The following is a 19,619-nucleotide window of genomic DNA, read 5'->3' on the forward strand; positions in this document are numbered from 1 at the left end:
GTCTGTCGAGCCAGCGAAAAGGTCTTCATTTTGTGGGCCACATTTTTGACGACAGAGGTTGTCATATTATGCAGCTATAGTGGGAGGTGTGCAATCAGGTATGCTTTACCCGCTTCTGATTTTACAGGTATTGGAGAAAGGGATGTATGCATATACTTGATGAAAGAATGGAACAACCTCTACAAAAACGTGCAGTATCGCCACTGGTGGCGCGCATCCTCCGAAAGCCTGCCGTGAAAACCGGACAGTCCCCGGTACATCGTGCTGAGGCTGCTTCGGATGCGACTTCACTTTCATTGGATATGATTCGTGTGCGGGGTGCCAGACAGCATAATCTCCGCAATGTGCATATTGATATTCCTCGCAATAAGTTTGTGGTGTTAACAGGGGTCAGTGGGAGCGGAAAATCATCGCTTGCCTTTGACACGATTTATGCTGAAGGGCAGCGTCGCTATGTGGAAAGCCTTTCTCCATTTATACGCCATTATATGGAGAAAGTAGAGCGGCCCCAGGTTGACTGGATCTACGGCCTGAGCCCTGCCATTGCGATAGAACAAAAGACGGTCAGCCGCAATCCACGCTCGACGGTTGGGACCATTACCGAGATTATAAACTATATTCGCTTGCTCTATTCACGCGTCGGGCTGATGCACTGCACGCGCTGCGGAAGCGAGATCAGCCGCTGGAGCGCGACGGAGATGACCAGACGGTTAAGCGAGCTACCAGCAGGGACCGCGTTCAGCCTGTACGCGTATCCCGAGCAACTGGTGACACATGAGATGGTGCCTGCAACAGAGCTTCCTCAATGGCGTGAGAAGCTGTTGAAGCGGGTGCGCGCCGCCCTGAAACTGGGTAAGGGAGCGGTGCGCATCGATCTGCCTGCGGGCGAGCGCATCTTTCTCGGTGAACAGGCGATTTGCCCGCTATGCGGCTTTCGCATTCCCTTCCTGAGTTCGCAACACTTTAGCCCGACTGCACCAGCGGGTATGTGCGTGGAGTGCAACGGGCTTGGTGTGCGTCTTGAAGTCGACCCTGCCTTGATTGTCGAGGACCCGACGCGCTCGGTGCTGGACGGAGCGTTGCGCTGGTATGGCGATCTCCGCAAGAAGATGTCGTTTGCGCGTGGCGAGCTGGAATCAATCGCGCAGCATTATCAGACCAGTCTGGAATTGCCCTGGCAGGAGCTCCCGGAACGGATGCGTGAGGCAATACTGTTCGGTTCGGGTGAAGAGAAGCTGCATATTCGTTCCGTGCTTCAGAGCTCACAACGGGCATACGAGAAACATGGCAGTCTTCCTGGCCTGGTTTCCGAGATTATGCGTCTGTACCGTCAGACAACCTCGGAGAAGACGCGCAAGTGGTGCAGTAGCTTCATGAGCCAGCGCACCTGTGTTGCCTGCCAGGGAACGGGGCTGATGGCCGAGGCGCGAGCTGTCACGCTGGCGGGGCGCAACATCATCGAGGTGAGCGCGCTGGCGATTGATGAGGTACTGGCCTGGCTCGATCACCTGAGTGCACAGCTTGATCCCGAGGCGCTGCTGATCGCGGATGAGATCATTCAGGAGTGCCGGCAGCGGCTGCGGTTTCTGCTCGATGTGGGGCTGCATTACCTGACGCTCAGCCGCCCGGCTCCGACGCTTTCGGGTGGCGAAGGACAACGTTTGCGCCTTGCCAGCCAGCTCGGGAGCCGCCTGACAGGTGTGCTCTATGTGCTCGATGAACCCTCAATCGGGCTGCATCAGCGCGATCAGCAGACCCTGCTTCATATGTTGAAGCGTTTGCGCGATCTGGGGAATACGGTGTTAGTGGTTGAGCACGATGAGGAGACGATGCGTCAGGCTGATTGGTTGATCGATGTGGGGCCAGGAGCAGGCATCCAGGGAGGACAGATTATCGCTGCTGGAACGCCGGAGCAGGTCGCGCATCACCCGAACTCGTTGACCGGGCGCTATCTGCGGGGAGATGTACGCATTGTGTCGCCGCGTCAGGAGCGACGGCATCCGGTGCATGGATGGCTCTCGCTGGAGGGTGCTCGCCTGCACAATCTCAAAGGGGAGACGGCGCGGTTTCCGCTTGGCCTCTTCACCTGCGTCACGGGTGTCAGCGGGGGCGGCAAGAGCAGCCTGATTAATGGGACGCTCTATCCGGCGCTGGCTCATCACCTGCATCAAAGTAGTGAGGTCGCGGGGCCCTACGAGCGGCTGAAAGGGGCCGAGCAGCTCAAGAAGGTGATCACGATCACGCAAGAGCCGATTGGACGCACGCCGCGCTCCAATCCGGCAACCTATACGGGGATCTTTGACGAGATTCGCGCCCTCTTTGCCGGCACGGAACTTGCTCGCCAGCGACACTATAAGGCCGATCGTTTCAGTTTTAATGTAGAGGGTGGTCGGTGTGAGACCTGCAAAGGACAGGGACAGATCGCGATCGATATGCATTTTCTGGCGGATGTCTGGATTCCCTGTAAAGATTGCGAGGGAAGCCGCTTCAAAAGCGAGACGCTGGAGATTCGCTATCGGGGCAAGAACATCGCGGAGGTGCTGGCAATGGACGTTGAGGAGGCGCTGCGTTTCTTCAGCGACTCACCGAAGATCACCCGTGTGTTGCGAACCTTGCAGGATGTCGGACTTGGCTATATTGGCCTCGGGCAGAGCGCTATGACTTTTAGCGGCGGCGAGGCGCAGCGTATCAAGCTGGCGCGGGAACTGAGCAGCCCTGAGACCGGAAACACGCTCTATATCCTCGACGAGCCAACAACCGGGCTGCATTTTGCTGATGTTCAGCGCTTGCTCGATGTGCTTCATCGGCTGGTTGATGCGGGCAATACGGTGATCGTGATTGAGCATAATATGGATGTGGTAAAAACGGCTGATTGGGTGCTCGATATGGGACCGGAAGGCGGTGCCAGTGGTGGGCACATCATCGCTGAGGGGACGCCTGAAGCGGTGGCACGCTGCGCGGAGAGCGTCACCGGGCGCTTCCTTCGCATATAGCGCACGCAGGCAGGGGAGAACCCAAAGCGGGAACTCCCCTGCATTGTTTAACATTGTGTTGTGGCTGCGCAGTTCCCCAGGTACGTCGAGGGTGTCGAGTTCTGCACGTGGATAAGCAGATCAAACCATTGAGCAAGCGAGCCCCGGGTATACGCGGCATCGAATTGAGCGGGATCATATCCCATGCCATTCAGGCGAAAAGGGGCGGGCCCGTTCATCCATTGTCGAACCGCTCCCTGAGCCTTGCGCAGATCGAGCAGATAGAGCGGAAGGCCGATCGATCCAAGCGTACTGTTATAGCTCTCTTTCACGGGAGCGCCAACGGTAAAGGTGCGAATGGTATGATCCTTCGGGTCGCGGTCCGCGCCATAGTATATCGAGTTGAAACTACCCTGATAGAAGCTGAAGCCGAGTGGTCGATAGCCTGTCTGGTAGAGCTCGCGAAGATGTGCTCCCATCGTTGTGCCCGTTGTATCATGCTCAATCGAGATATGCCAGTTATGCGCCCAGAGCGCGACCTTCCCCTGATGGTGCTGCAACCAGGAAGCATTTTCGGCCATCGCCAGATCTCGATAGTTGCTGCCCGCGTTCGGATCAACGCGCATCATGTAGGCCAGCTTGCCGACCTGCGAGATGACATGGGCGTTTTGCAGGGCCCAACTGGCTGCACTATCCTGTTCAGGCTGCTGCTGAAGCAGATTCTCTACAGTGCGTGCATGATCGCGATAGGTTTGCAGGGCTTCCGGATCAGACAGACAGTCTGGTCTGTTCTGTACCTCACTCAAGCACGTCCAAAACCCGTTGTAGAGCGACACGACCGTGTGAAGCTGAGCGGGCATCTTCGCCGCAACGTACTCGATGACAAGGTCAAATACATGGGTGTCCAGACCTTGCACATCGACGCCCGCGAAGCGCACCTTCTGCGTGTGGCGTGGATCGGCGTTGTATGCTCGAAGCCACGTGACAAGCTCCAGCACTTCCTGGGAGCGCCAGGGCCGTTCCAGTGAGCGGACAAGCGCCTCGGGGTCTCCTTTCCCATACAGAACATACTCATTTATGTTCAGGGCATTGTTCCAGTTTTCTTCCATTGCAAACGTGGTGAACCCCATTTTTTCTACCAGGAAACGAACCAGCCGATGTTTCAGCGTGAAGAACTCATGGGAGCCATGTGTTGCTTCTCCCAGGCCCACAATCGAGGCGTTCGCCACCATGCCGCGCAGGGCATTCAAATCGTCAAGCGATCCCTCAGGATTGGTGGTGTGCAGTGGCCTGGCATGGGTGCTCAGCCAGTGCTCGACCGGGTTCCCTACCGCACTGACGGGCTGTGTCAGGCTACCGGCCAGAAGCAGGAGAGCACCCAGGAGTCCGAGGAACAGGCTTTTCCTGGGAATGCGTGGTACGGACATACTTTCCTCCTGAACGAAATAGTGGAGAAATACAGTATAGTTCTCCTTTCTGCGCAGAGTATAACTGCATTTTGTCGCAAAAAATCGGTATGCCTGTCACAAAGTGGTAAGAGTCCTGTCGCAGAAATGTCGTATGGAATAACGGGCCTTGAGGCGAGATGCGTAAAGCGTTCGTTCTATTATTTTTGTGCTTGCGCCTGTTCTGCTGCACCAGCAGAATACCCCATCCTTTCGCGCTGATTGCAGAACAAACAGACGACCTTCCTTTATGTTTGAGCGTATATACATGCATGAAGGTGAACATGTATAGTTTATCTATGTTATAATGACTCTTGATTCATCCAGGTGAACTGATGATTCTGCACGAAGAGGAAAAGCATTTCCTCTCTCTTTTTTGGCTAGAGAGAGGTGGTACAGGGACGTTAAGAGGGAGATGCTGGTCTGTTTTCAGGAAGAAACGAGGTAAAAAAACGTGAGTCAGTATCGTTTCAGCAGTACCCTGCATTATACGCCTGCTGAAATTACAGAAATGCAAAATGTGACTTTTAGCGGCTATTTCTTTCCGCAGACGATGACACCTGAAATGGCAGCCGAAGTCTGGCGTTGTTATGATGTCGACATGGTTCACACTGTCGTCATGCACAGCCTGGATCTGGCGTTTGTGGGCCTTGCCCGCCTGGCTCTGCGTGGCTGGCGTGGCTGGTGTGGCGGCTTTGGCATCGTTCCCAGATATCGCGGTACCGGGGCCAGTACCCATCTGGCCGAGCGTATGATATATAAGGCGCGTGAAGCCGGGCTCAAGACGATTCAGCTTGAAGTGCTGCATCAGAATATACCCGCGCAGAAGCTCTACAAGCGCGTCGGCTTTGAGACGCAGCGGCAGCTCTTGAGCGTCGAGATCGCGACAAAAGCGCTTCCAGAGTCGCCCGCGCTCGAAGTGGAGGAGCTTGACCCGGAGCGCCTGTTTCCCTGGGTGGCGTTTGATGTGCGACCAAGCTGGCAGCGTGAGCTTGCCAGTATCGCCACGCTGAAAAGCCGCGCCTATACGCTCGCTGGCAAGCGCTTTGACAGGCCTACCGGGCTGATTACCGAGCGGCGAAAGGCGCATCTGCGTATCCTTGCGGCAATCAACCACACCGCGCTGACTGATGACGAGTTGCTGGCCCTGCTTCGGCATGCGGCGGGCGATGCAGTGGGCATCCAGCTTATCAATGAGCCAGAAGAGAGCGCATTGTTGCGGCGCTGTCGCGATTTTGGCTTTTCCGATGTTTTCGGGCAATATGAGATGTTCCTGACACTCTAGCTGGTGCGAGGCCAGTCCCTCCCTATCGACTTTTCCCGATATGCTTTGTTATACTATCGGAAAGAGAACGAGCAAAAAACAGGAGCATAACGGCCTATGGGCAATATCTGGGAGTCGGTACAGCGGGGATTTGAAAAGGCCTCGCAGGAAGCGGGACGTATCGCGAAAACGCAGCGGTTGCGTTCCACAATCGATAAGGTGACACGGCAATTGGAGCGCCAGCAGGAGGTGCTGACACAGACCACAATGGACCTTTTTCTCTCTGGTCGCCTCGTGCAAAGCGAGCTTTTGCCTGTCTGCCAGGAGTTTCATGCGCTGTTACAGCAACTTGAACAGGCACAACTTGAATTGAAGCTCTTGCAACAGGGCGCGACGACCCCGCTTCCACCGCCACCGCCACCTGAGTATGTGTCGCCGGAGCCCGTGACGCCTGTTCCACCGCCACCGCCCGGCTTTTCACCTGCGGATCTCCCGACCATCGCGCAGAGTTTCCAGCCGCCAGAGAGGCGCTTCTGTCTTGCGTGCGGCCACGCTATGACCTCCTCGGATGCCTTTTGCAGCAATTGCGGGCAGCCCGTGTCTCAACCCCCTGTGACCTCCGAGGGCCTGTAATCTCGGAGAACACGTTTGGACGCTTGCACGAAATTCCATTCCAGCATGCAAGAAAGGGAAACAGTGCAACGCGCTTTCAGGCCAATTGATGGAATCAGCTTCCATATTGCAAGGAAGATTTGCAGTTTGTTGCGTTTCTTGCAACTGTTGCAAGGAGGAAAACCACTCTTCTTGCCTGAAAAATGGAATTATTCCTTTAATACAGAAAGAAAGAGCTCTCTCAGTCGTTCCAGAAATGAAAAAGAGAGACGGATGTGATTTGCAAAAAGCTTGACAATTTGCAAAAAGTCAGCGTATAATTTTGCAAACGCTTTCGTTTTTTGCATGAGGTTGCAGATGTCAATAAACTTATCCGATATTGCGCAACGCGCGGGCGTCTCACCTGCCACGGTATCCCGGGCACTCAACGGGAAAGAAGGTGTGCGGCCCGCGACGCGTGATCGTATTCTTGCTATTGCGCAGGAGTTGCAGCTTGCGGCTTTGCAAAACGCGCACACGATGCCTCGCACAGAGACGATCTGTTATGTTGTGCATCAGCGCCACGCCCCGCTTGAGGTTGACCCGTTTTACCCGGTCATCATGCACGGTGTGGAGGCCGAGTTAAGCAAGCATGGATACCATCTGCTGCTGACAACGATCAGCGATGAGCAGATGAAATCGGCTGCACAGTTCAAGCCAGTAGCGGAAAATCGGGTAGATGGTGTTATTCTAGCTGGGCCGGATATTCGGGCGGAGTTTATTGCCGAACTCAAGGAGATGGATATTCCGGTTGTGCTGGTCGACAATTTTCCCTCGACGGTAGTGGTCGATACAATCAACAGCGATGATGTGCAGGGAGGACGTCTGGCAACCGAGCATCTCCGTTCACACGGGCACCGCTCGATTGTGGCGCTGCTTGGCCCGGCTGTCTGGCATAGTTCGGCTCTTCGCGGGGATGGATATCGCGCTGTCATGGAGGCAGATGGCCTTCCCACACACCTATTTCATGCAGAAGACACGACTTTTGAGACCGGAAAACAATTGATGCGTGAGGCGCTACAGGCTGTTCCCGATCTGACGGCGGTTTTTGCGGCGAATGATGCGATGGCTCTGGGCGCGATTCGCACGCTGATGCAGCAACAGAAGCGGGTTCCCGAGAATGTGGCGGTTATCGGTTTCGATGATACCAACCTCGGCGCGATGAGTACCCCGTCTCTGAGCACCGTGAAGATCTATACGGCAGAACTCGGGCGACTGGCGGCGTTACGTCTGCTCGATGCGCTGACAGGGCGTGAGATGCCAGCGATCCGCACGTTGGTCTCGACTACCCTGATTCCGCGTTACTCCTGTGGCTGTGTCTCACAGGAAGAGTGACGCGCAGTATATCGATACGTGCCTATCTGCTTTCAGTTGTTGAGAGTAGATAGGCACGCCGAAGCAACGAATGACTTGCTTCTGGAACACAATGTAGGAGGAGTGCAGCAATGAAGCTGAGAGGTATTTTCCTGATTATGGCCCTGTTCCTGCTCGGCGGGAGCGTGCTGGCTGCCTGTGGCGAGGCGAGCACTGGATCAGCCAATGAGCTGACATTCTGGGCCGCGCCGAATCCCCCTCAACAGGCTTTCTGGGATGAGATGGCGAAGGAATATATGGCTCAACATCCCGACATCAAGATCACAGTAAAAGCAATCCCGGAATCGCCGACCTCCGAGGCCGGTATTCAGTCTGCCCTTGCCGGTGGCACTGCACCGACCGCCTCCGAGAATATTTTCACTGGCTTTGGTGGCCAGCTCAAGGACTCGGATGCAATCGTTCCTCTTGACCAGATGCCGGGATGGAACGACTTGATCAAGGCCCGTCACATGGAAAGCTCTATTGCTGGCTGGAAGTGGAGCGATGGTCATACGTACATCCTGCCTATGTATACAAATCCCATGCTGTTCGCCTGGCGGAGCGATATTCTGAAAGAGCTGGGCTACTCGCAGCCTCCCCGCACCTATAGCGAGGTGCTCAAGCTTGGCGAGAAGCTGAAGCAGAAGTATCCTGATAAGTTTGTCTGGGCGCGTCAGCCACTGATGCAGGATACCTGGTATGAGCGCTGGTTCGACTTTTTCACTTTCTATGATGCGGCCAGCAACGGGAAACCTCTGATTACCGGCGACAAGATCACCGCTGATGATCAGGCTGCTGTCGGGACGCTCAATTTCTTCAAAGAGTTAAACGATAAGAAGCTGCTGTTGACGCAGAGCGCAAACGATCCCTTTGAAAACGGGCTCTCGGTTGCGAACCTGATCGGCCCCTGGTCGTTCGCTGGCTGGCAGGAGAAGTACCCCGATCTGAAGTATGGCAAGACCTTTGTGCTGGCTCCGCCTCCGGTGCCCGATAACGTCCCTGCCAATCAGCCGGTCAAGACGTTTGCTGATGCGAAGGGCATTGTGATGTACAAGCAGGCTTCCGAAGAGCAGCAACAGAAGATGTGGGACTTCCTGAAGTGGGTGCTTTCTGATCCCGCCCATGACATGAAGTGGATGCAAAAGACCAGCCTGCCCCCTGCCCGCGATGATCTGAACAGCAACGCGGAGTTTAAAGCCTACTTTGCGAAGCAGCCTGAGTTGCAGCCTTTCGCGGAGAACATTCCGAACGCGGTTCCGCCTTTGACTGCATCGAAGTACACCGATATTCAGCTTTCGCTCGGCACACAGGCCATTATTCCGGTGCTGAAGCATGAAAAGCAGCCCGAACAGGGTTGGGAGAGCTGGAAGAAGGCTGTGCAACCGATGATTCCGTAGAAGCGCTTTCCCCTCCGCTCGTTCGGAGGGGAGCCCCCTGCTTTGCTGTATCTGCTCATCGTTGTTTGAAATGCTTGTACCGAAGGAATGTGTTCTATGGCTCAAACGCAAAGTCAGCAGGCGGCTGTGCTGCAAGGGCAGAAGACGCGACAACGCTCAGGACGCCGGGTCAAAGGGTTATGGCTCTATGTGCTGGCGGTGCCGCTCCTTGTGGTGATGGCCTTCCCGTATCTCTTTTTGATCCTGCAATCGTTTGCATCGTGGGATCAGGTGAATCGAACCTTTCTCCCGACATCTTTTACGCTGCGTTCCTATCAGTGGATCTTTAATGGTGGTGGCTATCTGGCTCAGCCCTGGCTCCAGGCCCTTTTGAACAGTATTCTGGTCACTGCCGTTGATAGTATCTGCATGGTCGCTCTGGGTGCGATCGTCGGCTATGCGCTTTCGGTCATGGAGTTCCGGGGGAAAAAGCTCATCAATAACTTTATTCTCTTCCAGATGTTTTATCCTGGCATCATTCTGCTGGTGCCCACCTTTTTGATTATTCGCTATAGCGGCTTCTATAACACATACTGGGCAATGATTATCCCAAAAATGATGAGTCTCTGGGCGGTCTTTATGTATACCGGCTTCTTCCGCTCGGTCTCGCCCGAGGTGATCGAGGCCGCTCGTCTGGACGGGGCAAGCGAGCTACAGATTGTCTTCCGCATTATGATGCCGATGGCGCGTTCTATCACAACCATTATCTTCCTGTTTGTGAGTATGGAGCGCTGGACGGATTTAATGTGGGACTTGATTGTTGTGAAGGATGCTTCCCGGCAGACGTTGAACGTCTTGCTCTCAACCATGTTTGGTCCGTATGGCACCTATCAGGGCCCATTGTATGCCGCTGGTGTGATTTTGACCCTGCCGGTTCTGCTGCTGTTTATCGCGTTCAGCCGCAACTTTGTCAAGGGCGTCCAGCTCGTGTTGCGTTAGAGAGGTGAAGAATGAGTGTACAAGCTGCGGAACAGTGGAAGAAGCGCCGGTCATGGGCGAAAGAGATTCAGGGGTGGCTCTTTACCAGCCCATACCTGATTTTTACGATCATCTTCTTTTTGATACCCCTCGTTTGGAGTATCTTTCTGGTCTTCCAGAACTGGAATTTGATCTCGCCGCACCCTACTTTTATCGGGCTGAAGAACTTCCAGGAGGCGCTGGCAAGCCCGCGAGTCTGGCAGGCGTTCTTTGTTTCGTATAAGTTCCTGATCCTGTTTATTCCGCTGGTGATGGCGGCCTCGATTGGGCTGGCCCTGATCGTGCATAGCATCCCGCGTTTCAAGTCGCTCTTTGCGGTCGGCTTTTTCCTGCCATATCTGGCCTCTGGTGTGGTGTCAACGCTGGTGGTGCAGGGCATTCTTTCGTATGATGGCCCGTTTAATGCGACGCTGCGTTCGCTTTTTGGCGTCTCGATCGACTGGCTGAACAACGGCTGGACGGCGACCCTGGTGATTGTCCTGTTGATGGTCTGGAAGTTCTCGGGCTATTATGCGCTGATCTTTCTGTCCGGGTTGCAGGGCATTCCCGATGAGATCTATGAAGCGGCGTCAATCGATGGTGCCAATGCCTGGGTGCGCTTCTGGCGGATCACTCTGCCGATGCTCTACCCGGCCTTCTATACCGTGTTGATTCTGGCTGTAGGGTTGATGTTCTCGATCTTCACCGAGCCCTTCTTGCTGACAAAAGGTGGGCCGAATATGGCTACCCAGACCTGGCAGCTAGAGATCTACTATCAGGCGTTCAACCAGTTCCGTTCCGGCTATGGTGCAACCGTGGCCTTGATTAATGCGGTCGTAACGCTGGTTTCCATTGTCATTATTCGTCGAATTGTTGAGGCGTGGGGCCGCCGCTATGGCTGGTAGCGCCTCGAGAGCTAATGAAATAGTGTTGTAGGAGTGTGTATCGTGTCAGATTTTGCACAGCGTTTTGAAACAAATCCGCTTTTGCGCCCCCGGGATGTCAAACCAAGCATGGAAGGGCTGGTTGTCGAGTGCCTGTTAAATCCCGGCGCATTTCAGTTTCAGGGAAAGACCGGGCTGTTGCTGCGCGTCGCCGAGCGGCCTGAGCAGAGTGAGGATGAGGTCAGCGCCCTGACGATTGATCCGACGACGGAGAGCGGGTTACAGATTCTCAAGTGCAAAAAGGATGATCCTGAGCTGGATTATGGCAGCGATCCGCGTGGTTTTGGCTACAAGGGAAAGTGGTATCTGACGACGCTCTCGCATCTGCGGCTGGCATGGAGCGAGGACGGCGTGCATTTCACGGTAGATGAGAAGCCGACGCTGCTTGGTGATGGCGAGCTGGAGACGTTTGGTATCGAGGATTGCCGCGTGCTTCAGCTTGAGGGGCGCTACTACCTGACCTATACTGCTGTCTCCGAGAATGGCTATGGGGTCGGCATGATCAGTACCGAGGACTGGCAGACGTTCAAGCGCCACGGGATGATTTTGCCGCCACCCAATAAGGATTGTGCGCTCTTCCCTGAAAAGATCAACGGCTATTACTATGCGATGCATCGCCCGACGCTTGGCAATGAGGGCCTGGGCGGAAACTATATCTGGATCAGCAAATCTCCCGATCTGGTGCACTGGGGTGAGCATACGTGCGTGCTCAAGTCGCGTCCGGGGATGTGGGATTCGGTGCGTGTGGGCGCGGGTGCGGCTCCGACCCGAACGGACGAGGGCTGGCTTGAGATCTATCATGGAGCGGACGAGCAGAATCGCTATTGCCTCGGCGCGGTCCTGTTCGACCTGAACGATCCGACAAAAGTGCTTGCTCGCTCGACGAAGCCACTCATGGAGCCTATTGCGCCGTACGAGCGGACCGGTTTCTTCGGGAATGTGGTGTTTGCGAATGGCGTCATTGAGCATGGCGATACGCTCACTGTGTACTATGGGGCCTCGGACGAGGTGGTATGCGGGGCGACGTTCTCCATCCGCGAGATTCTGAACTCGCTGCGCTAGCGGCGGAAAGGATGAGATCATGCCGATAGGGCTTGGAATTGTTGGATATGGCGGTTTTGGCGCTTTTACCGCGGATGTCTATGCCCGTATGGATGAGGTGCGGATTGTCGCGCTGACCGATACCGATGCCAACCGGCTCGCGGAGGGGGCACAGCGCTATCAGGCGCGCGCTTACCCCGATCTGGAACACCTGTTGCAAGATCCGGAGGTCGAGCTTGTGGCGATCTCTACGCCTCCCTGGTTGCATGTGCCGCAGGCGCTCGCCGCTGTGGAGGCCGGAAAGCATGTGTTCCTGGAAAAGCCGCTTGCCACGACGCTTGAGGATGCCGACCGGCTGCTGAAGCGGGTTCGGGAGCAGGGGGTGCGTCTGAGCGTTGATTATGTGCTGCGCCGTATCCCGATCTACCGGACGCTGCAAAAGCTGATCAAGAGCCGCTTGCTTGGCGACATCGCCTTTCTGCGACTGGAGAACGTCGCTTCTAATGAGGCGCTGCACGCGGATCACTGGTTCTGGGATCGCTCGCGCAGTGGCGGTATTTTTATCGAGCATGGCGTGCATTTCTTTGATCTGGGCAATCAACTGTGTGGCGTGCGGCCCGAGACAGTGACTGCCTATGCGCGGAATGCCGTTGACGGGCGGCAGGATCGCGTGTTGTCCGCGGTTTCGTACGAGAATGGCGTGCTGGCAAGCTTCTACCACGCCTTTGACCGGCCCGCGATTCTGGAACAGACCGTGCTGCGTGTGGGGCTGGATCAGGGCAACGTGACGGTCTATGGCTGGATCCCGGAGCAGATGGATGTGCGGGGATTGTTGCCCGAGGAGCAACGCGGCGCGCTTGCCACTTTGCTTGGCACTGATCTCAACGTGCTGAATCTGCCGGCCCCGGAAGGGATTACAGGCGCGACGGCGGGGCAGGTGGTGGAAGCAACATTGACCAGCACGCAGCGGACAGCCGATTATCAGGAGGCCATTCGTCTCGGTATGGCGGATCTGGTGCGCTCGATTCTCGATCCACATTATACGCCTGAAGTGACGCTAGAAGACGCCTACGACAGCTTTCGCCTGGCCTATCTTTCTCAGCGCTCGCTTGAGACGGGGCAGAGCCTCTCTTTCTAGCAAGCTCCAGGCGCAGGAAAGCCTCCCCTGAACCAACTCAGCGGAGGCTTTCTGCCGAGTGCAGAACGTGCTGCACTCTCATATCCCTCAAACCTTCCCGGTTCGTAGTGAGAGTGGTATGCGAGAGCAAACCACCAACACTCTATCTAAGTAAACGACCAGAAGGTGATTTTTTTCCGTCTTTTTTCGACTATATTCTAGCAAAATCCAACAGGGGAAATATGCTAGGAGTGGCTTTCAACCAGCGTGCTTGACTGCTGTGCTGAACGCTGTAATAACTGTTTGGTCAACCAGATTTTCGCCTCGTCTTCTGTCTGACATGCCTGTGCGGGACAACCCATCAGAGTCTGTGAGCGCTTTACATAGTGAGATAAAGCGGTTGCTTCGACTGAGGGTGCATGCAGTGCGACCCCAACACAATAGCGCTCGATTGCATCCCTTCGGTTTTGCTGCCATTGGCTTCCGAGTCGGGCGGCTTCCGGCTCGATCTGCTGATTGCTTCCATGATGTCGGATGAAAAGGCCAAACGGTTCCTTACGAGCAAGCCAGCGCTCCCAGGCTGCCATAGAAAGCTGCACATCTTTCAACGTTACAACGCCTTCACTCTCCATCATCACCAGCGGCCAGGAACGTTCATCGAGACGAAACATGGTGCTGTACTCCTTTTTTGCTATACTGTGGATCTTCTATCTATCTGTTCGGGTAGCACGGCCTGTAGAGCCGCGTCCCGCCTGAATTCATACGGAAGAGTTATTTCCGATCTCGCTACTAGGATATTATGTCGGTTCGCTCTATTTGTCAAGCCTGTTCCTGTGAAAAGGGCGTATATTACGCGCCGCATTCAGAAATGAGAGCGTATTGTGACCGCCCATTCCCTTTCTCCGCAAATATCCATTTGATCTCTTCTGCTGCTGCTTTTTGAATGCGAGATGTTAGAGCAGGCCGATGCATTCAGCAAGGCACTCGAGAGTACCGGGGCGCTCTCTTGAGCATGGCGAATCGCCTTCTCTAAACCTGTTTTTGTCTATTGACGTCAGGAATCCGCGAATGAGCAGATTTCTACCGTTTGTATTTGATAGCGGCAGAAAGCTCTGCATCTGACGGAAGATCGGGCTTTTCTCGAAAAAGCTGCAATGCCCGGAGAAGTAGAAGTTGCGCTACCAGAGTAGAGCGTATTGAAGTTATACTGAAGTAATAGCAACCTGGCATGTAGTACATGAGAGTGACTATTGAAAAGAGAAAAAGTACATGGTATACTCTCTATGTCAATCGAAATATTCAAGCAAAATAAGAAAAGAGATCTGGCAAACAGCAGAAAGGGTAATGACTTTCTCGACGCGTCCATTGCAGTAAAGCTGTAGATGCTGCGTGGTATCCTGCATCCTGAAAAGAAGTAGCCCTGCTTAGAGGTATGTTGGTACGCGCTTGTCTGGCTTCTATACCGGGTGCAGGTGATCCATAGATAATCGTGTTGTATCGAAGCATAGTCATGAGAGAAAGGATTCTCCCATATGTCAGGAAAACCATTCCCCCGAGTATGGCGTCTGGCTCTCATCCCCTCGCTGATGGCGCTGCTCCTGTTGTTGCTTGCTTCAACTGTGACAAGCTCAGCTCAGGCGTCTGGCAGCGATGTTTCCAGCAAAACGGTCACGCAGTCCTCGGAGTCTGCCGCGAACTACTGGACTGCTGAACGGATGCGGACAGCCCAGCCCAAGCAGGTGGTGGTGCGCGACTCGTTAACCCAGCCGCAAGCCCAGAAGAAGCCCAAGCCTCAGCCGCTGGCTGCAACGCCGGTCCCGACCTCTTCCTATTCGACCTTCCCCTATGCGACAATAGGTAAAGTCTTCTTTACTGATAGTCGCACCAACACCAACTATGTCTGTTCTGGCACGGCGGTTCAGAGCAGCAATGGAAGCGTCGTTGATACCGCCGGTCACTGTGTTGCTGAAGAGGGCTCGGGCAATAATTACTACACCAACTGGATTTTCTGCCCGCAGTATCTTGACGGCTCCTGTCCGAAAGGAAAATGGACGGCCCGTCGGCTCTTCGCGCATAGCCGCTGGCTGAACAATGCTGACTTCGCTTATGATCTGGGTGAGGCCGTGATGAACACACTGAACGGCAGGACGCTGGTCGCCACGGTGGGTGGCGTGCAGTATGGCGCGAACCTGTCCCGCTCCCAGACATGGCATGCCCTCGGTTATCCTGCTGCTGCACCTTTTAACGGCAACCGCATGTATGAGTGCGTGTCGACGAAGGTGGCAGACGATAGCGGCAGCCCGCAGCCTATCGGCATCTCGTGCAATATGACCGGTGGGTGTAGCGGCGGCGGCTGGTTAATTCAAGTGAATGGCACATGGTATGTGAACGGGCATAACGACTATGGTTACTCCAACCGTCCGGGTGTCCTGTTCTCGCCATACTATGGGTCGGCAGCCCAGAGCCTGTTCAATACAGCTCAGGCCGCATAACAAGCAGCGCGTGCGCCCTCTGAGACAAGGGACTGTCTCAGTTACAATACATACCTGCCGAGCAGGGCAATATGTGGAGACGGCCAGACAAGGAGGTTTGGCCGTCTTCTCGTTGTTAATCCCGTTGCAGAGCCTCTTGAGGCACAACACAGATGTATTCTTTGACGCGGGGAATAACCTCGTTGATAAAGCAGCGGCATTGTTCGCGATAGTTGCCCGCGATCGGCCAGAAGATGAAGGAGTCAAGGGCAAGCTCGGTGTAAAAATGGGTGATCCATTCTGCCCATTCCTGTTCGGTGCCGACGATAAAGCCCGGCTGTTTGGCGTGAATGCGCTCTTTCGGCCCTACGATGACCCCGAGCAGGTTATAGAGCCGCCGAATGCTATTGATGTCTCGTCCGGCTTGCTGTGCGCTTTCGTCCAGCGTTTCCTGTATCTGTGGTACGCTTTTTGGCTCGACCCAGTTATGTGAGATCATGAGCCCATCGGCCAGGCGCCCGATCAGCCTGAGCATGCGCGGTTTGATGCCGCCAACCCAGATGGGAAGCGGGCGCGTCGGGAATGGCCCCGGCTCGGCGTCACGGAGCGAGTAGAAGCGACCCTCAAAAGAAACTCGTTTCTGTGGCTCGCTGTACCAGAGGAGCTGGAAAATATGAATTGCCTCTTCCAGCGCCTCCACAGCCTCACCAGGCGTGCGCTTTGGTCCTCCATAGGATGTGATGCCTTCCTGGAAAGCTCCGGCTCCGATGCCCGGTTCAAACCGTCCTTCAGTCAGGTGATCCAGTGTGGTAAATGATTTTGCCAGGATTGCTGGAGGACGCAGGGGCAGATTCGCGACATTGGTAATAAAGCGTACATGGCGGGTTCGGGCTGCCAGATAGCTGACGAGCGTCCAGGTATCGAGAAACTGCCCGTTATAGGGATGATCCTGGATGCCGATAAAATCAAGCCGACGTTCGTCCGCAAGCTGTGCCAGATCAAACGCCAGATCAAGCGCCTTGAAGGCTGGATCAACATTGATGCCGAATTGCAGAGGAAGTGTGGCAGTACGGTACATATGGTGTACTCCCTTCTAGAAACCATCGCAGAAAATGCTCTTTCTTCAGTATAGAGTATGGATATAGAGTACACGTATGAAGGAGCGGGTGACCGTTTCACCCGCGTGCGAGCGCTACAGGGATGAGCGAGAACGTGTTGCTATGTTCTACAATTGATCTAGCAGGGGAGTGAGAAGCCATCTCCTGGATACTTGCTATGGAGGTAGATATGAGAACCGTGATTATTACTGGAATCTCTGGCGGTCTGGGGAAAGCGCTGTTTGATCGCCTGGCACAGGAGCAGGATGTGCGTCTTCTGGGGATCGGGCGGCATTTCCTGCCCGATCAGGTTCAACGGGCAACGCTCTGGCAGCACGATCTGAGCCGGGTCGAGGATGTGCCGAAGCGGGAGGCGTTTGCTTGTTTCTTGCGCGAGCATCCCTGCGATGAGGTCGTATTTCTGCATAATGCTGGCATGGTCGAGCCGCTTGGTCCCATCGGGCAACTGGACAGCGCTCAGATGGTTTCGGCGGTGCACCTGAACCTGCTTGCGCCCATGCTGCTGACGAACGAGTTTCTCGCGGCTGTGAGTGGGTTGGACGTGCGCGTGAAGCTGCTCTTTATCTCGTCTGGTGCGGCAAAGCGGGTGATTGAGGGCTGGTCGGTCTATTGTGCCACGAAAGCGGGCGGCGAGCAGTTTTTCGATGTGCTGGCTGCGCAATATAAGCAGGATGAGCGCTATCTGATTGCCAGCGTGAACCCGGGCGTGATGGATACGAACATGCAGCGGGTCATTCGCAGCGGGGTTGATTTCCCCGAGAAGGAGCGCTATGTGCGACTGAAGGAGGAAGGGCAGCTACCCGCGCCAGATGCGGTTGCAGAGCGGATTGTGCAAGAGTACGGACTTGTGTAGGGGGTGCTGCCTGGAACTTCTCCCAGGCAGCGAATCCGTTACATGGGAGCACCTCCTGTCACGTAAGCTAGTTGAGCGCCAGTGAAGTAGGTTTTCCTTTAGTCTACACAAGAAATGTGTACATTCCATCGAAAAAGTGTCTGGTATTTGTAAACAAACTGTCAAAAACCGGGAAATACTGTCGTTTCGTGCATATACCTGAGCTTTTTATGGCGTCTCGCTGTTGAAGCGCATGGGAAGCGGGGGCGCCAATTGCTACGCGAACTCCGACGCTCGGAACGACATCTTCCGTTTCTGTTCTCTATCAAGTATAACATGTTTTTGCACTTGTATGGAATGCATTTTGCCCCCGGTTTCTTGCTTGTCTGCTGTATTGTGATACAAATGTTAGCGGATGGATGAGATTTGACCCCGTATTCCTTGACAGAGAAGGCATATTCGTCAACAATACTGCTTGTAGACCTTTCGTTCTGTTAGTTGCTTTCTGATGGTTGAACTCTATGACAGATCCAACGATTCGGGCTCGGCTTGCCTCGACTGCTGAAATAAACGAGCAAGAGGCCGTCCAGCTTGTGAACTTGATTAATGCCGCGTATGGCCTGCACCGTGATATTTTCCGCGAGGATCGCCTTGATGATGTGTCGCACCTGTATGAAGAGCTCTCTGAGCATCCTGAGAACCGTGTCCTGCTGCTCTACGAGGGGGATGAGCTGATTGCAACGGTAATGGTACGCCCGGAAGCGGAGGCATTGTATATCGGGCTGTTTGCCGTTGCGCTGTCACGGCAGGGGCAGGGGCTTGGCAGTACCGTTCTACGAATGGTTGAGCAGGTAGCGCGTAAGCAAGGCCTGTCGCGGCTTCGCCTGCATGCGGTTCGGGAGATCGGGAATGTAACGTTTTACGAGCGGCGTGGCTTTCGCGTGATCGCTGAAAAGCAGCGTGCCGCCGGGGATTGGGGTTCGGTTGCGCCTTTTATTTCCGCTGAAATGATCAAAGAGCTACAATAATGAACACTGAAGCGGCGCAAGCAACCACGCCGCTTCTCCTCTATCGAAGAAAGATTCCTCTTTTCCAAAAGCGTACGACACAGTGATAGGTGCGGATGTGTCTATGTGTGCCAGCGCGTCTGTCGCAGCAGAGAGCGATACTGACTCGGGGAGATGCCGACCGTCATCTTGAATTGGCGTGAGAAAGCACTATGGTCGGTGTAGCCACAGGAATACGCGATTTCCACGATGCTCATGTTGCTCTTGAGAAGCTGTGTCGCGGCTTGTAGCCGGGTCTTGATAATAAGCTGCTTGGGGGTCAGATCGAAGATGCGCTGCATATAGCGCTCAAACTGAGCGACGGAGAGGTGTGCTATCTGTGCAAGCTGTTCGATCTTGAGCGGTTGCTGATAGTGATTCTGAATGTAGGTCACAACGTCGGCGACGCGTTGATAGACGGGGTGTCCTTTGTCTGGCATGCGCAGATCCCGGGAGATGCCTGTGAGGCCGACAATATGCCCCTGATGGTCGAAAAGCGGTATTTTATAGGTCAGACACCAACCCGGCGCACGACTGAGGTAAAGATGCAACTCAAGCTGATTCTGGATGACCTGCCCGCTTCTGATGACGTGTTGATCCTGCGCGACGTAGCAAGCGCCTAACTCTGGCGGGAAGACCTCAAGTGGCGTGCGCCCCACAATCTCGCTTTTCTGGCGGCAGCCACAGCGCCGCATCAGCGTCTCATTGACTACTCTATAACGTCCTCCGGCATCTTTCACAAAGAAGACAACATCATCGAGCTGATCGAAAAGAGCTTCGGCAAAAAACGGTGTTGCCAATGCCTGGGCAAGCTGCTGAAGCTCAATCTCCGAACGGATGGGAGGAAGAGGTGTTGAAAGCTGGTGCATCGCTCCTCCTTTTGCAGGATCACACAGCGGATCAGACGATCTTTCTTCCATATTACGCAAAAGAATGCATAAAAGCAAGAGCGCGGTTGGGAGCTGGAAGACA

Annotated in this window: 16 protein-coding genes; 12 read left to right on the forward strand and 4 right to left on the reverse strand. The window is 54.7% G+C overall.

The features are described 5' to 3' along the window. The first annotated feature begins 302 nt into the window (after positions 1 to 302). A complete protein-coding gene (gene uvrA / locus KTH_RS04500) occupies positions 303 to 2,993 on the forward strand; it encodes an excinuclease ABC subunit UvrA (protein ID WP_497623179.1) in 2,691 nt (896 codons plus the stop codon). Positions 2,994 to 3,040: 47 nt separating this feature from the next. Here the strand turns inward: uvrA and KTH_RS04505 are convergent, their stop codons facing one another. Then, positions 3,041 to 4,399, reverse strand: a complete 1,359-nt coding sequence (locus tag KTH_RS04505) for an erythromycin esterase family protein (RefSeq protein ID WP_497616664.1) — start codon at positions 4,397 to 4,399, stop codon at positions 3,041 to 3,043. A 472-nt stretch (positions 4,400 to 4,871) separates the two neighbouring features. Here KTH_RS04505 and KTH_RS04510 point away from each other — a divergent pair, with 472 nt between their 5' ends. The 8 genes from KTH_RS04510 (at position 4,872) to KTH_RS04545 (ending at position 13,201) form a co-directional block, all read left to right on the forward strand. Further along, on the forward strand, positions 4,872 to 5,702 hold the full coding sequence (locus KTH_RS04510; protein WP_497616666.1) for a GNAT family N-acetyltransferase: 831 nt from the start codon (positions 4,872 to 4,874) through the stop codon (positions 5,700 to 5,702). A 96-nt stretch (positions 5,703 to 5,798) separates the two neighbouring features. Next, positions 5,799 to 6,314, forward strand: coding sequence for a hypothetical protein (locus tag KTH_RS04515; protein ID WP_497616669.1), 516 nt, complete (start codon positions 5,799 to 5,801; stop codon positions 6,312 to 6,314). Between the two features lie 336 nt (positions 6,315 to 6,650). Continuing rightward, a complete protein-coding gene (locus KTH_RS04520) occupies positions 6,651 to 7,667 on the forward strand; it encodes a LacI family DNA-binding transcriptional regulator (protein ID WP_497616670.1) in 1,017 nt (338 codons plus the stop codon). A 110-nt stretch (positions 7,668 to 7,777) separates the two neighbouring features. Then, positions 7,778 to 9,082 carry an ABC transporter substrate-binding protein gene (locus tag KTH_RS04525; protein ID WP_497616672.1) on the forward strand — a complete coding sequence of 435 codons (1,305 nt, stop codon included), beginning with the start codon at positions 7,778 to 7,780 and terminating at the stop codon, positions 9,080 to 9,082. Positions 9,083 to 9,298: 216 nt separating this feature from the next. Beyond that, positions 9,299 to 10,060, forward strand: a complete 762-nt coding sequence (locus KTH_RS04530; RefSeq protein WP_497623181.1) for a carbohydrate ABC transporter permease — start codon at positions 9,299 to 9,301, stop codon at positions 10,058 to 10,060. Between the two features lie 11 nt (positions 10,061 to 10,071). After that, on the forward strand, positions 10,072 to 10,983 hold the full coding sequence (locus tag KTH_RS04535) for a carbohydrate ABC transporter permease (RefSeq protein ID WP_111323236.1): 912 nt from the start codon (positions 10,072 to 10,074) through the stop codon (positions 10,981 to 10,983). A 42-nt stretch (positions 10,984 to 11,025) separates the two neighbouring features. Beyond that, positions 11,026 to 12,084, forward strand: a complete 1,059-nt coding sequence (locus KTH_RS04540; RefSeq protein ID WP_211326176.1) for a glycoside hydrolase family 130 protein — start codon at positions 11,026 to 11,028, stop codon at positions 12,082 to 12,084. A 19-nt stretch (positions 12,085 to 12,103) separates the two neighbouring features. Next, entirely contained in the window at positions 12,104 to 13,201 is a 1,098-nt protein-coding gene (locus KTH_RS04545) for a Gfo/Idh/MocA family oxidoreductase (protein WP_497616674.1), read from the forward strand. 224 nt (positions 13,202 to 13,425) lie between these two features. Here the strand turns inward: KTH_RS04545 and KTH_RS04550 are convergent, their stop codons facing one another. Next, a complete protein-coding gene (locus tag KTH_RS04550) occupies positions 13,426 to 13,851 on the reverse strand; it encodes a hypothetical protein (RefSeq protein WP_497616676.1) in 426 nt (141 codons plus the stop codon). Between the two features lie 861 nt (positions 13,852 to 14,712). Here KTH_RS04550 and KTH_RS04555 point away from each other — a divergent pair. Then, positions 14,713 to 15,672 carry a trypsin-like serine peptidase gene (locus tag KTH_RS04555; RefSeq protein ID WP_111323242.1) on the forward strand — a complete coding sequence of 320 codons (960 nt, stop codon included), beginning with the start codon at positions 14,713 to 14,715 and terminating at the stop codon, positions 15,670 to 15,672. 115 nt (positions 15,673 to 15,787) lie between these two features. Here the strand turns inward: KTH_RS04555 and KTH_RS04560 are convergent, their stop codons facing one another. Beyond that, positions 15,788 to 16,729 carry an LLM class flavin-dependent oxidoreductase gene (locus KTH_RS04560; protein WP_497616679.1) on the reverse strand — a complete coding sequence of 314 codons (942 nt, stop codon included), beginning with the start codon at positions 16,727 to 16,729 and terminating at the stop codon, positions 15,788 to 15,790. A gap of 209 nt (positions 16,730 to 16,938) precedes the next feature. On the opposite strand from KTH_RS04560, the gene KTH_RS04565 reads away from it, so the two are divergent. Together KTH_RS04565 and KTH_RS04570 are read left to right on the forward strand one after the other, a co-directional pair. Next, positions 16,939 to 17,622 carry an SDR family NAD(P)-dependent oxidoreductase gene (locus KTH_RS04565; protein ID WP_497616681.1) on the forward strand — a complete coding sequence of 228 codons (684 nt, stop codon included), beginning with the start codon at positions 16,939 to 16,941 and terminating at the stop codon, positions 17,620 to 17,622. Between the two features lie 500 nt (positions 17,623 to 18,122). Then, positions 18,123 to 18,629: a GNAT family N-acetyltransferase gene (locus KTH_RS04570; RefSeq protein ID WP_497616683.1), complete on the forward strand. Its 507-nt coding sequence runs from the start codon at positions 18,123 to 18,125 to the stop codon at positions 18,627 to 18,629. A gap of 101 nt (positions 18,630 to 18,730) precedes the next feature. Here KTH_RS04570 and KTH_RS04575 read toward each other — a convergent pair whose 3' ends face one another. Then, positions 18,731 to 19,516: a PAS domain-containing protein gene (locus KTH_RS04575; protein WP_497616685.1), complete on the reverse strand. Its 786-nt coding sequence runs from the start codon at positions 19,514 to 19,516 to the stop codon at positions 18,731 to 18,733. Positions 19,517 to 19,619 lie beyond the last annotated feature (103 nt).

The sequence above is a fragment of the Thermosporothrix sp. COM3 genome, from assembly GCF_059696735.1.

Excerpts from the sequence above, each read along its gene's own strand:
- KTH_RS04525 (WP_497616672.1), top strand. The coding sequence starts at position 7,778 with ATGAAGCTGAGAGGTATTTTCCTGATTATGGCCCTGTTCCTGCTCGGC.
- KTH_RS04520 (WP_497616670.1), top strand. The coding sequence starts at position 6,651 with ATGTCAATAAACTTATCCGATATTGCGCAACGCGCGGGCGTCTCACCT.
- KTH_RS04565 (WP_497616681.1), top strand. The coding sequence starts at position 16,939 with ATGAGAACCGTGATTATTACTGGAATCTCTGGCGGTCTGGGGAAAGCG.
- KTH_RS04530 (WP_497623181.1), top strand. The coding sequence starts at position 9,299 with ATGGCCTTCCCGTATCTCTTTTTGATCCTGCAATCGTTTGCATCGTGG.
- KTH_RS04545 (WP_497616674.1), top strand. The coding sequence starts at position 12,104 with ATGCCGATAGGGCTTGGAATTGTTGGATATGGCGGTTTTGGCGCTTTT.
- KTH_RS04515 (WP_497616669.1), top strand. The coding sequence starts at position 5,799 with ATGGGCAATATCTGGGAGTCGGTACAGCGGGGATTTGAAAAGGCCTCG.
- uvrA (WP_497623179.1), top strand. The coding sequence starts at position 303 with ATGATTCGTGTGCGGGGTGCCAGACAGCATAATCTCCGCAATGTGCAT.
- KTH_RS04555 (WP_111323242.1), top strand. The coding sequence starts at position 14,713 with ATGTCAGGAAAACCATTCCCCCGAGTATGGCGTCTGGCTCTCATCCCC.
- KTH_RS04575 (WP_497616685.1), bottom strand. The coding sequence starts at position 19,516 with ATGCACCAGCTTTCAACACCTCTTCCTCCCATCCGTTCGGAGATTGAG.
- KTH_RS04560 (WP_497616679.1), bottom strand. The coding sequence starts at position 16,729 with ATGTACCGTACTGCCACACTTCCTCTGCAATTCGGCATCAATGTTGAT.
- KTH_RS04505 (WP_497616664.1), bottom strand. The coding sequence starts at position 4,399 with ATGTCCGTACCACGCATTCCCAGGAAAAGCCTGTTCCTCGGACTCCTG.
- KTH_RS04550 (WP_497616676.1), bottom strand. The coding sequence starts at position 13,851 with ATGTTTCGTCTCGATGAACGTTCCTGGCCGCTGGTGATGATGGAGAGT.
- KTH_RS04570 (WP_497616683.1), top strand. The coding sequence starts at position 18,123 with ATGACAGATCCAACGATTCGGGCTCGGCTTGCCTCGACTGCTGAAATA.
- KTH_RS04535 (WP_111323236.1), top strand. The coding sequence starts at position 10,072 with ATGAGTGTACAAGCTGCGGAACAGTGGAAGAAGCGCCGGTCATGGGCG.